This is a genomic window from Nitrospirillum amazonense (assembly GCF_007828045.1).
GTDB classification, from domain to species: Bacteria; Pseudomonadota; Alphaproteobacteria; order Azospirillales; family Azospirillaceae; genus Nitrospirillum; species Nitrospirillum amazonense_C.
Genome location: NZ_VITN01000009.1, coordinates 18,722 through 33,352, shown reverse-complemented (window position 1 = coordinate 33,352; position 14,631 = coordinate 18,722). Strand labels below are relative to the sequence as shown.

Below are 14,631 nucleotides of genomic sequence, written 5' to 3'. Positions count from 1 at the left end.
CCCGTTGCATCGCCGTTCCCCAAAACCCCGAGTTCAGGCCCGGCGGATCAGGTCCGCGGGCGTGGACAGGATGAGGTCGCGGGGGGCCAGCTTCTCCAGGAAGGCGGCGAAGCCACCGTCCTTACCGCCGTCCTTGGCGCCCCCTGGGCCTGCCCCGTCGCCGGCCGCATCCGCCTGTCCGGCCTCATGGTAGGCATCGAACAGGTCTTCGTACAGGCGCAAATCCTTCAATATTGCAATCTTCTGCTGCAGCGAGGCCTGGCTGACCAGCGCCAGGTGCAACAGCACCAGGCCGTCCGGCGTCCAGTTCGGCTCCCGCATCAGGGGCAGCAGCGCCAGGGTCTGGGTGCCGTTGGCCCCGCCCGACAGCATGCCCCGGCCCAGGCGCAGGGCGCGGCGCTTGCCGCCCGTGGCCGGCGCCGGCTGGTCGTGGCGCGAGGCGACGCCCTTGGCCCGCCCGCTGCGCTCCACCGCCTGCAGCAGCGGCGTACCGTCCGCGCCCTCATTTCCAGGGCTGCCGGCCGGGTGATAGCGCACGCCGCCCTCCACCCCGATGACCAGGGTGGACAGGGCGATCAGCAGCTGGCGCTCCGGTTCCGCCAGGTCGGTGGGGGCGGCGCCCAGGTCGGCCAGGGCCGCCAGCAGCAGGGGGCTTATCTCACGGCCGGGGCGGGAGATGCCCACGGTCACGGTCTTGGCCTGGTGGCGAATGGTGTCGATGGGGCGCGACGTTTCCTCGAACACCAGGCGCAGCAGATCCTGGCCCCGCGTGATGACGGCCGTCCGCTCCGGCTTGCCGCCCGGCGTGTCCAGCATGGGCAGGGCGGAAGTCAGCTTGGCCAGGCGGGCCGCGTAACTGGCGGGTAAGGCGGCGTCCAGCTGCCCGTCGGCGATGCGGTCGATGATGGCGGCCAGGCTGGTGGCCACCGGCGTCACCGGCCGCTCCGGATCGGCCAGCGCCTGGTCCAGCACCGCCGACACCTCCCGGAAGGGGCGGGATTCGGCGTCGATGGCAAGGGCGGCGTGGAAACCCCACAGGTGGCCCGCCACCGTGGCCATGATGAAGTCCAGGCCGGCGCCGGCGGACGGCAGGTGCACCACGGCCTCGGCATAGGGGGCGAAGCAGGTCTCGCCCTTGGCGGCGAAGACGATGGGCTTGCCGTTGTGCGCCTTGAAGATGGCCACTTCCTTGGCGGTGTCCTGGGCCAGCAGCGGGGCCAGGTCGTTGGCCACCACCAGGGTCAGCGGCTCGGTCGACAGGTCGATGTGCTTCTTGTCCTCGGTGTAATCGACCGGGATGGACTTGTAGCAAAGCTCCGACAGCTTGATGCGGATCTCTTCGGCCGCGACCTTGTTGGCGCCGTTGCCCACCACCGCCCAATAGCGGTTGCGCGGGGCGTAGGCCCGGGCGCAGGCGGCGATGGCGCCCTCGTCATCCAGCACCTCCTGGATGCGCTGGGGCAGGGCCTCCAGCGCCACCATCTCGTCATGGATCTGCTGGGCCGGCAGGGTGCCCAGCGCGTCGGCCAGGCACAGGGCGGTCAGCTTGCCCGCCGCCACCTGGCTGTAGAAGGCCTTGGTGGAGGCCACGGCCATCTCGATGTCGCGGCCGTCGCTGGTGAACAGGTGGCTGTCGGACTTGCGCACCAGGGGGCTGTTGCGGCGGTTGACGATGGCATGGATCCAGGCGCCGGCGGCGCGGGCGAGGTCCACCGTGCGGTTGGTGTCGGTGGTGGTGCCGCTCTGGCTGATGGCGATGACCAGGGCGTCGTCCAGGCTCTTGCCGTCCAGGTTGGTGGAGAGTTCCGAGGCCTTGGCGCTGGTCACCGTCACCGGCGCCTTGTCCAGCGCCAGCCGGATCAGGTGCTCGATGCCCATGGCGGCGATGGCGGCGGTACCCTGGCCCGTCACCAGGATGCGGCGGATGGGCGGCTTGGCCGGGTCGGCCAGGCGGGCGCGCAAGCCGGCCCACGGCCCCGTGTCGGTGCCTCCCGCCGCCCCCAGGTCGAAGCTGACGCGCCGGTCCTGGCGGCGGTAGCGGCCCGCCAGGGTCTTGCGCACACTGGCCGGGGCCTCATGCACCTCCTTCTCGAAGAAGTGGTCGTGGCGGCCGCGGAAAATGTCGCGCGAGAAGATCTCGATCGCGTCGGCCTTCAGGCTGGCCGGGGCGCCGTCATCGACCGTGCGGGCCGACAGCGCCGGCTCGCCCGCCGCCGTCGACAGGACGACGGCCAGGCCGCCGCGCTCCACCTGCGCCAGGGGGATGGACCGGCGGGCGCGCGGCGCCAGGCCGTAGTTCTCCGACGCGACGATCAGGCCGTCATTCACCTCGGCCACGAACAGGCTCTGCCCGCTGCCCTTCTGGCCCAGCTGCAAGCGCTCCGGATCGGCCGGGTGCTGCAGGATGATGGCCATGGACCCGTCCAGCCGCCGGAGGGTGGCCAGGAAGCGGTCGGCGTTGCCGCCCCCATTGCCGGTTTCACCTTCCAGGCGGAACAGCACCGGGATGACCTTGGTGTCGGTGGTGGTGTCGGTGGGCAGGGCGTGGCCGGTGCCCTCGATGGCGCTTTCCGTCAGGGCCCGGTAATTGTCGATGTCGCCGTTCAGGGCCACCATGGCGTCGGCATCGGCGTCCAGCGCCGTGGCGGCCTTGCCGGCGCCCGTCTCGTTCAGCAGCCGGGCGTTCAGCGGATGGCAATTGGGCAGGCTGATGGCGCCGTGCGAGGCCCAGCGGGTGTGAGCGATGGCGCTGAAGCCGTCGGCGTGGCGGGCCACCGCCCACAGCACGGCATCGGCGCGCATGCGGGCGCGCAGGAAGGCGCCGTTGTCGCCCAGGCGGCCGATCAGGGTGGCCACCTTGTAGGTGAAGCGCACGGTGGTGCGGCCGTCGGGCAGGACATGCAGCGCCAAGCCCTCGTGCCGGTCGCCCACGGCCAGCCGCTCGGCGGCGCCGGCGCGCAGGGCCGCCGGCAGGTCGTCCAGGGTGTAGCGATGGTCGATGGTGATCTGCAGGGCGATGCCGGCGCTGTCGCGCCCGCGCACCTCCAGCCGGTCCAGATTCTCCAGCACCTGTTCCGCGGCCCAGGCCACGGCGTGCTGCGGCCGGGTGGCGGCGGCACCGTCCGGCAGCAGGGCCAGGGTGCGGCCGATGTTGCCCAGCACCTCGGTCCGCAGCTGCCAGGCATAGTCGCGCAGCCGTTCGGCCGTGCGCTCCACCGCCACGTCGCGGGCGGCCTCGCCGGACCGGAGCATCGTCTCCAGCGCGTCGATGCGGTCGGCCACCGCCGTCAGCAGGGCGGCGGCGGCCGTGTCGGCCACGGCGGCCATGTGGGTGGGGAAGGCCATCAGGTCGGTGAAATGCGCCACCAGCCCGTCCAGGGCGGCGTCGATGGCGGCGGGTTCGCCCGCCTGGGCCAGCCGATCGGCCACGGCCTTCAGCCAGGATAGGTCCGCCGTGCGGGTCCAGTTGCGATTACCCAGGAAACCGGCGATGCCGCACATCGTTCACCTCACTCAGCCAAGATCGCAGTCATAGTCCAGGCCGGGGCCGGGGTGGAAGGCTGAAAACGTAACGTTACACGTGGCCGGCATTGCCGTCCTGACGGGTGGCCTCAGGGCCGTGGCACGGCTATGGTGCCCGCCTCATATCGCCCAACCTTGGAACCGTCCGCATGATCGTGACCCTCTGGCACAACCCCAAATGCTCCACCTCGCGCCGGGTGCTGGCCGACCTGCAGGCCGGCGGGCATGAGGTCCAGGTGGTGGAATACCTGAAGACCCCGCCTGATCGCGCCGCCCTGGCCGACACGCTGGCCGCCCTGAAGGCCCGCCCGGCCGACATCCTCCGCCGCCGTGGCAACGACGATCTGCTGGCCGGGGAACCCGCTGGCGGCTTTGGTGACGAGGCCCTGCTGGACCTCATGGTGGAACACCCCATCCTGATCGAGCGTCCCATCGCCCGGACGTCCAAGGGTGCCGTGCTGTGCCGCCCGGTGGAACGCCTGGCCGAGGTGCTTTGACCCGCCACCTTTGGTGATCAATTACGGCGGAAGCGTGGTGCATTCGGCGATCGCGGGACCAATCTCACCTTGGCGCCGCCGCCAGCGGTACCGTGAAGCTGACGGTGGTGCCCACGCCGGGCTGGCTGTCGAGGGCCAGGACGCCGCCGTGGCGGGCCACCAGGTCGCGCACCAGGGTCAGGCCCAGGCCGGTGCCGACCTCCCCCAGCGTGCCGGGGCGGCTGTCCTGCGCCTCGCGGCGGTACAGCTGGTCCAGCTGTTCGGGATCCATGCCGATGCCCCGGTCGGACACCGCGATCTCCAGCCGGTCGCCCAGCGCGCGCGAGGTCACCTGGACACCCTGGTTGGGATGGCTGAACTTGATGGCGTTGGCCAGCAAGTTGCGCAGGATGGCCAGCACCATGGTGCGGTCGGCCAGGATGTGGCGGTCGCCCGAGGCGTCAAGGATGCGGATGCCCTTGGCATCGGCCGTGGGGCCCAGGTCGTGGATGGCCGCCGCCACCACCTCGCCCAGCGGCATGACAGACGGGCTGAACGGCGTGCCCGACATCTGCACCCGCGACCAGTTCAGCAGGTTGTCCAGCAGGGTGTGGGCGGTGACCGCGCTCTGGTGCACCGACGCGGCGAAGTCGGCCACGTCGGCCGGTGCCATGCGGGTGCCGTAGTCCGCCAGCTCCTTGGTCATGCCCAGCAGCACGTTGAAGGGCCCGCGCAGATCGTGGGAGATCAGCGAGAAGAAGCGCGTCTTCTCCCGGTTCAGGAAGTCCAGCTCATCATGGGCGGCGCGCAGCTCGGCCAGGGCCTGTTCCGTGGCCGCCCGCGCCTCCCGCTCCGCTGCGGCGGAGCGCTCCTGAGAGCGCACCATGCGTCGCACCACCATGTTGAACAGCAGCACCACCGCCAGCAAGACGCTGGAAAATCCCGCCATGGACCCGGCGGTGTGCATGACCAGCGACCAGGTAAGGGCGGCGCGCGGCGCCACGTGTACCAGGCGCCAGGGGGCGTTGGCCAGGGGGCGGGTGGTGATGAGATAGCCCGCGTGCTCGGCCGTGGCGGCTGTCTTGCCCATCACCGCCGCCAGGCCCACGGGGGTGGGCCGGCCCTGCTGGAACAGGTCGGCCGGCGGGGTGCCGGCGGCCGACAGCAGTCGGTCGTCCGACCCCAGCAGCAGCACGGCGCCGCCGGCGGCGGCATCGGCCGCGGGCAGGGCCAGCAGGGCGGGATCCAGGTCGAAGGCCACCGCACCCAGGAAACGGCCCTGGTCATCAATGGGGGCGGCGACTGTGGGCAGCGGCTGGGCCAGCCCCTCATCCCGCATGTCGCCCGATGATGCTTGCCCCTGCGGCGGCGAGGCGGGCGTCTCAGTCCACAGCACGCGGCCGGCGGGGTTGGCGGCCAGGGTGGACAGGCGATAGGCCTTGCGCTCGAAGATACCCGCCATCAACCCCTGGGCACTGTCGGCGGGTCGCCAGGGTGCCACCGCCACCAGGCCGGAGGTGGCGATGAAATAGCCGCGCCCCAGGCCGGGCTGGGTGCGCACGTCCAGCGCCAGCTGCTGGGCCAGGGCCACGGCGGTTGCCGCCTCGGCCCGCCAATGGGCGCGATCGGGGCGCGACAATCCTTCATGCCGCGCCAAGGCGCGGTCGGGCAGGGCCAGCAGGGCTGCGGGCACGGGTCCGTCCAGCGGATTGGCGCCGGCCGGGCCGACGTGGTCCAGCATCGGCACCTCATCCGCGCCGGTTTGGGCCGCCCCGTCCAGGAAGGCGTTCAGTTGGGGGGTGTCGGCTGGCGGGGCCTGTATCGCGCGCCGGGTCCACTCCCGCAGGCGCTCCACCCGGCCGGAAATGGCGGCCAGCGTCCCGTCCAGGGCGATGGCCTGGGTGTCCATGGCCTGGCGGATTTCGGCACGGCGGGAATTCAGGCCCCGGGTGAATTCGGCATGGACGAACACCAGGGACAATACGATGCCGGCGGCCAGCGAGATGTTGATCAGGCGGCCCGGCCCGATGGATTTCATCCAATCCGCCAGCCGTCTCATGACCCGCCGTCCCGCCATGTCGTGCCCAAGGGCGCACCGCCGCCTTGTCCGTCCCACCAGGTGGCCCCGCCCGCCCCGGCATTGCCCGGAAGAGGGCGGGCCCATCCTTGCGCGACGCTTATCATGGGGGCGCGGGCCTGGCAATTGATGGCCGGCCCGCGCCGGGACCGGAACGGGGCGGTTCGCGCGTGACAGGATGGGGCCGGTTGACGGTTCGCGCGTGCCCGGCGTCATCAGGACACGCAAGGCGTGCCTTTCCGGCTTGGATAGGGCATGGTTGCGCCAGCCACGGGTTTAGCGGACGGATGATGGGTGTGCGGGGACAGGGCGCGGGATGTGACGGGATGGGCTTCCGCCTGCGGGCGGTGCTGGCCGCCCTGCTGTTCTTCGCGCTCACGCTGCTGGCGCCACCAGAGGCCCGCGCGGACGCGGCCGCGACGAACACGGCGGCCCCCAATACGGTGACAGTGAATGGTCCGGACCTGTCCCTTGGCGGCCATCTGGACCTGTTGGAGGACAAGGGGCGGGACCTGACCCTGGCCGACGTCATGTCGGGCCCGGCGGCGTCCCGCTTCACCCCCGCCACCCGCGATACGCCCGGCTTCGCCCGCACCCATTCCGCCTATTGGGCGCGCATCACCCTGGACAACCCGACCGGCGGCACGATCGACCGGCTGCTGGTCTTCGCTTATCCCTATTACCGCAGCCTGGACCTCTACGTGTTCTCCGGTGACGGGCTGCTCCCGGTGGCGCAGCGGCACGTGGCCGAGGGGGCGGCGGCGCGGGGCACCGACATTCCCCACCGCTACCCCGTCTTCGCCCTGGCCCTGCCGCCAGGGCGCACGGTGCTGTACATGCGGGTGGAGCACTACTTCGCCTCGTTCGCGCTCTACCTGCGCAGCAGCGACGCCCAGGCCCAGGTGGACCGCCGCGACATCCTGCTGCACGGCCTGACCTTCGGCGTCCTCATCATCGCCGCCGCCTATCAGTTCGCCCTGGTGGTGATGGCGGGGGTGGAGGTGGGGGTGACCCTGCTGTTCTACGCCCTGATCACCCTGGCCTACATCTACGGCCAGCTGGGTTATCCCTGGGAACACCTGCCAGCCGACCTGGCCAGCCATTATTACCGCGAGGTGGTGGGCACCCTGCCCGTGGCCGTGGGCCAGATCTTCGCCGTCCAGTTCCTGGACCTGAGGCGGCGGCAGCCCTGGATCGCCCGCCTGCTGCTGCTGTCCACCGGCCTGCTGGTCCTGGACACGCCCCTGCATTACCTGGATCCGGCGCGGGGCTCGGGCATCGCGCAGGCGCTGGCGCTGTTGGGCTCGGTCCTGACGCTGACGGCGGCGGTGCGCGACCTGCGGCGTTCCGTCAACGCCCGTTTCTTCCTGCTCGGCTTCCTGCCCATCGTGGGGGTGGCGGTCGTGTGGTCGCTGCGGGCCAGCGGCGTCCTGCCGGCCGCCATCTGGACCGAGGCGGCGCTTTACGCCCCCAACGCCATCGGCCTGGTGCTGCTGACCTTCGGCGTCGCCTACCGCATCGGCAAGGAGCGGGAGGAGCGCGAGCGGGCGCTGGAGGCCAGCGAGGCCGCCTTGCGCCGCGCCAATGACGAGCTGGAGGACCGCGTGCGCACCCGCACCGCGGAGCTGAGCGACAGCCTGGACAAGCTGAAGCGCTCGCAGGACGCGCTGGTGCAGGCGGAAAAGCTGGCCTCGCTGGGCCAACTGGTGGCCGGCGTGGCGCATGAGATCAACACCCCCATCGGCGTGACCCTGACCACGGCCTCGCACGTTTCCGAACGGGTCACGGCCATCGACCACCTGGTGCGCGACGGCCGCCTGCGCCGCAGCGACCTGGCTGATTTCATGGGCGACCTGGCGGAATCCTCCCGCCTCATGCTGTCCAACATCGGCCGCGCCGCCAGCCTGATCCAGAGCTTCAAGCAGGTGTCCGCCGACCAGAGCTCGGAGGAGCGGCGGCGGGTGGAGCTGTGCGCCTACATGGAGGAGGTGGTGTCCAGCCTCGGCCCCAACCTGCGCCGCAGCGGCCACGCGGCGGAGGTCATCTGCCATGGCCCGGTGGAGCTGGAGACCTATCCCGGCCTGCTGGCCCAGGTGCTGACCAACTTCGTCTCCAACTCCATCCTTCATGCCTATGAACCGGGCGTGCGCGGCCGCATCACCATCACCGCCCGCCGCCTGCCGCCGGGGGAGGGCCCGGGGAACCAGGGGGGCGCCCAAGGGGGGGGCGCCCAAGGGGATGGATACGCCGGCGGGGCGGAGGTGGTGTACCAGGACGACGGCCGGGGCATCCCGGCGGCCATCCTGCCGCGCATCTTCGACCCCTTCTTCACCACGCGGCGCGGGGCGGGCGGCACGGGCCTGGGCCTCAACATCGTTTACAACCTGGTGACCCATCGCCTGAAGGGCACGGTCACGGCGGCCAGCGAGGCCGGGGCCGGCACCCGCTTCACCCTGGTCCTGCCCGACCTGCGGGGCCGCGACCTGGAGATCGACGACCTGACCGCCCGCGGGGATGACAGGGCGGTGGGCGCCACGGGCCGACCCCATACACCGGATACCCTGGTGGCGACGGGGTTGGCGCGCTAAGCTGGGGCGTCTGATCCGTTACAGGGACATCGCCCCCATGCGCATGAAGAAGGAGGTCAACCACGGCGCCCTGCTGCGTGAGCTGGCGGGATCGCTGTCGTCCACGGTGACCTCTTTCGAGCAGATGTCCGGCCGCCCCGCCCAGTCCTTCCCGGACTACAAGAAGGCGCGCGCCGTCTATCACGAAATCCAGGCCATGATCTTCACCATCGGCGACAAGGCCGAGAGCCGTCCCAACGACGCGCCGCGTGAACTGAAGTCCTGGCTCATCCGCATGCGCCTGCGGTCCATCGCCGCCTTCACCCGCGTCAGCCTGGCCTTCTTCCGCAACCCGCCGCAGCTGCTGGTCCACGCGCTGGGCGCCTATGAGATCCTGCAGCACGAGCGCGAGGCCTTCACCAAGGTGCTGGCCGACTACGACATGATGCTGTTCGAGGCCGGTATCGACGACAAGACGGCGGACGAGTTGGACCGAGTGCGCGTGAACATGGAAGAGGTGGTCGAGCGGCTGGAGAACCTGCTGAAGACGGCGCCCCCACAACTAACCGTGTTTTAAAACGACGTTTTGTTGAAGAAGCAAAAGCTCCGGAAACGGAACCAAGGGGAGGCGGTGCCGACCGGCTGTTGTCGCGGCCGCATCGGTCAAAAAATTTCATCGGCCCGGGCCCGGAAATCGTGCCTTAAGCCTTGATCTCACCTGGCAATTGCTTTCTTGTCGCACCTAACGGCCGTGCTGTGGCCGCGGGTCCCTGGGGCATAGGAATGGGGACCCGGCAACACGCCTCGTCACAAGAGGCTAAGGGAGATGTGCCCATGGAACATGTGAAAAAGCCCTGGTACTCGGTCCTCTACTTCCAAGTCATCATCGCCATCATCCTGGGCATCATCGTCGGCTATATCTGGCCAAGCTTCGGCGCCTCGCTGAAGCCGCTGGGCGACGGCTTCATCAAGCTGGTCAAGATGATGATCGCGCCGGTCATCTTCTGCACCGTGGTCAGCGGCATCTCCGCCATGACCGACATGAAGAAGGTCGGCCGCGTGGGCGGCAAGGCCCTGATCTATTTCGAGGTCATCTCCACCTTCGCGCTGGTCATCGGCCTGCTGGTGGGCGAGGTCGTGCGGCCGGGCAACGGCATGAACGTCGATCCCCACACCCTGGACGCCAAGGCGGTGTCGACCTATGTCGACAAGGCCGCCAAGGACTCCGTGGCCGACCACATCCTGGGCATCATTCCCGACACCTATCTGGGCGCGCTGGGCGGCGGCGACCTGCTGCAGGTCCTGCTGATCGCCATCCTGACCGGTTTCGCCATCGCCCACCTGGGCGACTATGGCAAGCCGGCCACGGTGGTCATCGAGCGCATGTCGAAGATCTTCTTCCGCATCATCCACATGGTGGTGCGCCTGGCCCCCATCGGCGCCTTCGGCGCCATGGCCTTCACCATCGGCAAGTACGGTGTCGCCGCCCTGATCAATCTGGGCATGCTGATCGGCAGCTTCTACCTGACCAGCCTGCTGTTCGTGCTGGTGGTGCTGGGCATCGTCGGTTGGCTGTGCGGCTTCTCCATCCTGCGCTTCATCAACTACATCAAGGCCGAGTTGCTGATCGTCCTGGGCACCTCCTCGTCCGAGACGGTGCTGCCCCAGATGATGGAGAAGATGGAACGCCTGGGCTGCGCCCGCCCCGTGGTGGGCCTGGTCATCCCCTCGGGCTACAGCTTCAACCTGGACGGCACCAACATCTATATGACCCTGGCCACCCTGTTCCTGGCCCAGGCGACCAACACCCACCTGACCTTCGGGCACCTGGTCACCATCCTGCTGGTGGCCATGCTGACGTCCAAGGGCGCCAGCGGCGTCACCGGCGCCGGCTTCATCACCCTGGCGGCCACGCTGGCCGTGGTGCCGGACATTCCCATCGCCTCGCTGACCCTGCTCATCGGTATCGACCGCTTCATGAGTGAATGCCGCGCCCTGACCAACCTGGTGGGCAATGGCGTGGCCACCATCGCCGTCAGCAAGTGGGAAAAGGAACTGGATACCGAGGTCCTGCACCGGGAACTGGCGAACGGACCCAGCGCCGCCTGAACCTTGAAATTCGGCCGGCCCGATTTCAAATCCGGCCGATAGCAAGACAGCATGCGATGAAACGCGACAGGCCCCGGATCGACCGATCCGGGGCCTGTTCGCTTATCGGGGGATCTCAATTGCGCACGCAGCTTTCCGTGCCGGTGTTCCCGCCCTTGTAGGCTTCCTCGTAATAGAACTTGTCGAACCGCACCTTGCCGTCCTTGGTCAGGCCCACGGTGGCGATGCCGGTGCCGTAGTCCTGGGTGGCCGGATCCTCGTGCGCGAAGGTGATGGCCAGGGCGTCGCCGTCGGCGGTGGCGACGCCGCGATAGGTGCCGTAATTTGGCACCTCCATCTTGAAATGATAGCCGGCCCGTTTCCCGTGAGACTGCGCCCTGTCCATCTCCAGCGTCACGGTGGAGGTGTAGGCGCCCTCATGCCCGTCCACGCCTGTGCAGGCGTACGTGCCGCTGAGGTCGCGGCCGGTGAAGGGGGCTGGCGCGGTCTGCGCGGTGGCGGTGGATGCGGTGGCGATGATCAGGGCGGCCAGTGCCACCGGGCGCATGCGCATGTTTTTGATTTCCCCCCCTCAACGTATTGCGAGGAGTGTTTGTCTCATGCCGGCAAACAGGGGAACAACCCCGTCCTTAGACCCATGGGTTGTGCGTTACGCTCCCGCCATCACGCCCCCAGGCCTTCACGCCCCGAGCCATCACGCCCCGAGCCATCACGCCCACTGGCGGACGCGGCCGGTATCGACGTGGACGAAGTTGGACTTGGGATAGTAACCGACGCCGCCCTGCTTCAGCTCCACCGCCACCTGGCGGATGCGGGCCAGGGGCTTGCTGGCCAGGTCCAGGTCGATGGCCTTGCCTTCCATGTGCATGCTGTGGCTGGCCACCCCTTCGGAGTTGGCCGCCAGCATGGCGTTGGTCTTGGGGCAGCGATAGCCGCAGATGACCTGGATGGTCTCGTTGGTGCGCAGGCGGTGCTGCATCTGGAACATCAGGTCCAGCAGCTTGGGGTCCATGGCGATGGTCTGGTTGGTCCGCCAGTCGCGCAGGATGGAATTCACGTCGTGCAGGGCGGTCGGCAGGTACTTGCCATCGGCCCAGTACGTGACCTTCAGCTTCTCGCCGGTGTGCAGGTGGTTGAAGGCCAGGACGCGGCGGTTGTCCGACAGGGGCCGGGTGGCGGCGCGGGCGTTGGACCAATCGCCGTGCATCAGGTTGCCGTGGGCGGCGCTGTGGCCGTGGCTGGCGCCGCTATGGTGCTTGGTGGCGGCTTTGGCCAGCGCCGGCAGGGGCGAGGCGACGCCCCCCACCAGGGCGGCGCCGGTGGCCAGCTTGGCGAAGCCGGCGAGCAGGCCACGCCGGGTCGGGGCGGGAGTGGAAGAGGCAACCAAGGACGCGTCAGAGGCACTGGGGGCGTCGCAGGCAATAGTAAGCAAACGCGCCGCGGCGTGCCGTTCGTCCATTCCGGATGTCCCCATCTGTCTTGCCACAGCCCCGCGTCACCAGCAGAGCAGGGCTGCAGTCTGTGACAACGGGGTGTGAATAAGCAAGCCCCAAATGAGGCAAAAATTTGATGAACGTATGACCGCTACCGGGCGGCGGCTTGGGCGCCCGCCTTTGCAACCGCTTCCGAAACGGTCACAATTGGGCGGGCGCCCCCATCCGTCAGCGGGTTGGGTTGGCATTCGCCGGCGTGGGGGCTGCCGCCGGCACCGGCGCCGTGGCCGGGGCGGCCGTCGCGCCCGTACGCACCCCCGGGACCGAAGGCTTTGGAGTCTCAGGCGCTTTCGGCGCGTCGCCGGACGCGGCCGGCACGGTGTTCGGCGCGGCGTTGGGCGCGCTGCCCGGCGTCGGCGCGGCCGCCGGCACGGCGGCGGGCACCACCGGCTTGCGCGGGCGGGGGCCGTTCAGGGCCGCCAGCACGCGGGCGTCGCGGCCATAGACGTCGGTGCGGAAGTCGATGCCGCCGTCCGGGTCGGTCACGGTCGTGATGTAGGTGATGTGCACCGGCAGGCGATTCTTCAGGCGAATCGTCTGGTGCTTCAGGCTGTCGCCGCCGATCTCGGCCCGCAGCTTCTCCTCCGGCCAGCCCGGCGTGTCGGTCAGCGCCAGGATGGCCAGGGCCAGATTGGGCGGGTCCTGCACCCGGATGCAGCCATGGCTGAAGGACCGCACCGCCCGTTCGAACAGCCGCTTGGACGGCGTGTCGTGCAGGTAGATGTCGAACTTGTTGGGGAACATGAACTTGATGCGGCCCAGCGAATTGTCGTTGCCCGCGTCCTGTCGCACCCGCCAATGGAAGTTGCGTTCCGTCACGGTCGCCCAGTTGATGCTGCTGGGGTCCACCGGCACCGCGTTGGACGTCCAGTCCGACAGCAGGGTGTAGTGGTTTTTGACGACGTAGCTGTGGTCCTTCTTCTGCTTGGGCAGAATCTCTTCCTTGGCGATCTTGGTCGGCACGTACCAGTAGGGGTTCAGCTCCATATAGCTCATGTTGCCGATGAACACGGGCGTGCGGGTGAAGGGGGCCCCCACCACCACGCGCATGGTCATCTGCACGTCCATGCCACGCATCAGCGACAGGGTGTAGTCGGCCAGGTTGACCACCAGGTAGGGCTGGTCCGCCGGCTCCCGCTCCCACCGCCAGCGTTCCATGTTGACGATGATCTGGTTGATGCGCTGGTCCACCGTGGCGTTCAGTTCCACCAGGGTGCGCTTGCCGATGGCGCCGTCGGGTTCCTGCCCCTGGCGGCGCTGGAATTCCTTCACCGCCGTGGCCAGGGCGTCGTCGTACAGTTCCGGATTGGTGCCCTTGGGCAGCGGGTTGGGCAGGGGCTTGGCCTCGCCCGTGGCCACCAGGCGGGCGCGCAGGGCCGGCACGCGCGGGTCGATCATGCCGGGCTTCAGCGCATCGCTGGTCTTTTCCGGCTTGGGCGCGGGCGCCGCGGGGTTGGCGGGATCGGCCGGCGGTGGCGGCGGCGCCTTGGGCGCCGGCGGGATGGTGGGCCAGCCGCCGGCGGCCTTCATCTGGCGATAGTGGGCCAGTGCCGCCTTCAGCGCGGCGTATTCCGGCCGGTGCGGCGCGAGGCCAGTCAACAGGGCGCCCAGGTCCGTGGCGGAGGCGACATTGCCCAGGAACTGCGCCCGGTCGAAGGGCGGCCGGTCGATGACCAGTTCCGGGTCGGCCAGGGTGGGGATGATGCGGCCCACCGAGACGTCGCTGGCATAGTGCACCAGGCCCAGGGTCAGGTTGGTTTCGAACGCGGCCTGCGCCTCGGGGCTGTCCAGATGGCCCTGCTGCGCCGGCAGGCTGGCGGGGGCGTAGTCGTTGGGGTTCAGCCCATCCTCGTCGGCATGGCCCAGGACGGTCAGGACGGCGCGGGCGGCGGCGTTGGCCTCGCCATGCTCCACCCACAGGGGCTTCAACCCCCGGCCGCGGTAGAACCGCGCCAGCACGGTCTGGTCGCTGTCGTCCGGCGTCGCCTCGCCCTGCGTCACGGGGAAGCGGTCCTTCATCAGGTCCGCCAGGTCGCGCGCCTGGGCGCCGGCCTGGATGCCCAGCGGCAGCATGAACAGCACGGTGGCCAGCAGCATGGCGGTGGAGGCCTTGCCGCCCCGCTTCACGGCCGGCAGCCCATTCCGATCATTCGGGGCGAACGCCCCCCTCGATAACCCCATGCAAACCCCGCCTGGCTCACGCCCTTGGACCCCGGGGACGCCCCCGGGGGAAACCCATGTCAACGACGGCAAGGGTGCCCCCCTGTGCAGCCGCATGTCGACCTGACAACGGTAACAGCCGTATCGTCCGATCGGTTGCGGACTATGCCAGCAGTTAGCGGCAAGAAAAGGGCGAAACCGTTCGATGCGGTGCGCGGCGTCCCTGA

The 14,631-nt window shown here is 69.4% G+C and carries 9 protein-coding genes; 4 read left to right on the top strand and 5 right to left on the bottom strand.

What is annotated here, in order from left to right:
• Nucleotides 1–33: 33 nt before the first annotated feature.
• Nucleotides 34–3,501: an SIS domain-containing protein gene (locus tag FBZ89_RS15275; RefSeq protein ID WP_211115249.1), complete on the bottom strand. Its 3,468-nt coding sequence runs from the start codon at nt 3,499–3,501 to the stop codon at nt 34–36.
• Between the two features lie 170 nt (nt 3,502–3,671).
• Here FBZ89_RS15275 and FBZ89_RS15270 point away from each other — a divergent pair, with 170 nt between their 5' ends.
• Nucleotides 3,672–4,019, top strand: a complete 348-nt coding sequence (locus FBZ89_RS15270) for an ArsC/Spx/MgsR family protein (protein ID WP_145750842.1) — start codon at nt 3,672–3,674, stop codon at nt 4,017–4,019.
• A 64-nt stretch (nt 4,020–4,083) separates the two neighbouring features.
• Here FBZ89_RS15270 and FBZ89_RS15265 read toward each other — a convergent pair whose 3' ends face one another.
• Entirely contained in the window at nt 4,084–6,057 is a 1,974-nt protein-coding gene (locus FBZ89_RS15265) for a sensor histidine kinase (protein WP_186457386.1), read from the bottom strand.
• A 344-nt stretch (nt 6,058–6,401) separates the two neighbouring features.
• On the opposite strand from FBZ89_RS15265, the gene FBZ89_RS15260 reads away from it, so the two are divergent.
• The 3 genes from FBZ89_RS15260 to FBZ89_RS15250 all read left to right on the top strand — a co-directional run bounded on the left by FBZ89_RS15260 (nt 6,402) and on the right by FBZ89_RS15250 (nt 10,751).
• Entirely contained in the window at nt 6,402–8,663 is a 2,262-nt protein-coding gene (locus FBZ89_RS15260; protein ID WP_186457385.1) for a sensor histidine kinase, read from the top strand.
• Nucleotides 8,664–8,700: 37 nt separating this feature from the next.
• On the top strand, nt 8,701–9,219 hold the full coding sequence (locus tag FBZ89_RS15255; RefSeq protein WP_004273874.1) for a hypothetical protein: 519 nt from the start codon (nt 8,701–8,703) through the stop codon (nt 9,217–9,219).
• Nucleotides 9,220–9,476: 257 nt separating this feature from the next.
• A complete protein-coding gene (locus tag FBZ89_RS15250) occupies nt 9,477–10,751 on the top strand; it encodes a dicarboxylate/amino acid:cation symporter (RefSeq protein ID WP_145750839.1) in 1,275 nt (424 codons plus the stop codon).
• A gap of 115 nt (nt 10,752–10,866) precedes the next feature.
• On the opposite strand, the gene FBZ89_RS15245 is transcribed toward FBZ89_RS15250, so the two are convergent.
• From FBZ89_RS15245 to FBZ89_RS15235, 3 genes are all read right to left on the bottom strand, one after another.
• Nucleotides 10,867–11,304: a hypothetical protein gene (locus tag FBZ89_RS15245; RefSeq protein ID WP_246172246.1), complete on the bottom strand. Its 438-nt coding sequence runs from the start codon at nt 11,302–11,304 to the stop codon at nt 10,867–10,869.
• 156 nt (nt 11,305–11,460) lie between these two features.
• Entirely contained in the window at nt 11,461–12,138 is a 678-nt protein-coding gene (mepK, locus tag FBZ89_RS15240; RefSeq protein ID WP_246172244.1) for a peptidoglycan L,D-endopeptidase MepK, read from the bottom strand.
• 274 nt (nt 12,139–12,412) lie between these two features.
• The gene (locus tag FBZ89_RS15235) at nt 12,413–14,371 is read right to left on the bottom strand and encodes a L,D-transpeptidase family protein (RefSeq protein ID WP_145750838.1); all 1,959 of its coding nucleotides are present in this window, start codon (nt 14,369–14,371) and stop codon (nt 12,413–12,415) included.
• Nucleotides 14,372–14,631: the final 260 nt, after the last annotated feature.

Excerpts from the sequence above, each read along its gene's own strand:
- FBZ89_RS15275 (WP_211115249.1), bottom strand. The coding sequence starts at position 3,501 with ATGTGCGGCATCGCCGGTTTCCTGGGTAATCGCAACTGGACCCGCACG.
- FBZ89_RS15270 (WP_145750842.1), top strand. The coding sequence starts at position 3,672 with ATGATCGTGACCCTCTGGCACAACCCCAAATGCTCCACCTCGCGCCGG.
- FBZ89_RS15265 (WP_186457386.1), bottom strand. The coding sequence starts at position 6,057 with ATGAGACGGCTGGCGGATTGGATGAAATCCATCGGGCCGGGCCGCCTG.
- FBZ89_RS15260 (WP_186457385.1), top strand. The coding sequence starts at position 6,402 with ATGGGCTTCCGCCTGCGGGCGGTGCTGGCCGCCCTGCTGTTCTTCGCG.
- FBZ89_RS15255 (WP_004273874.1), top strand. The coding sequence starts at position 8,701 with ATGCGCATGAAGAAGGAGGTCAACCACGGCGCCCTGCTGCGTGAGCTG.
- FBZ89_RS15250 (WP_145750839.1), top strand. The coding sequence starts at position 9,477 with ATGGAACATGTGAAAAAGCCCTGGTACTCGGTCCTCTACTTCCAAGTC.
- FBZ89_RS15245 (WP_246172246.1), bottom strand. The coding sequence starts at position 11,304 with ATGCGCATGCGCCCGGTGGCACTGGCCGCCCTGATCATCGCCACCGCA.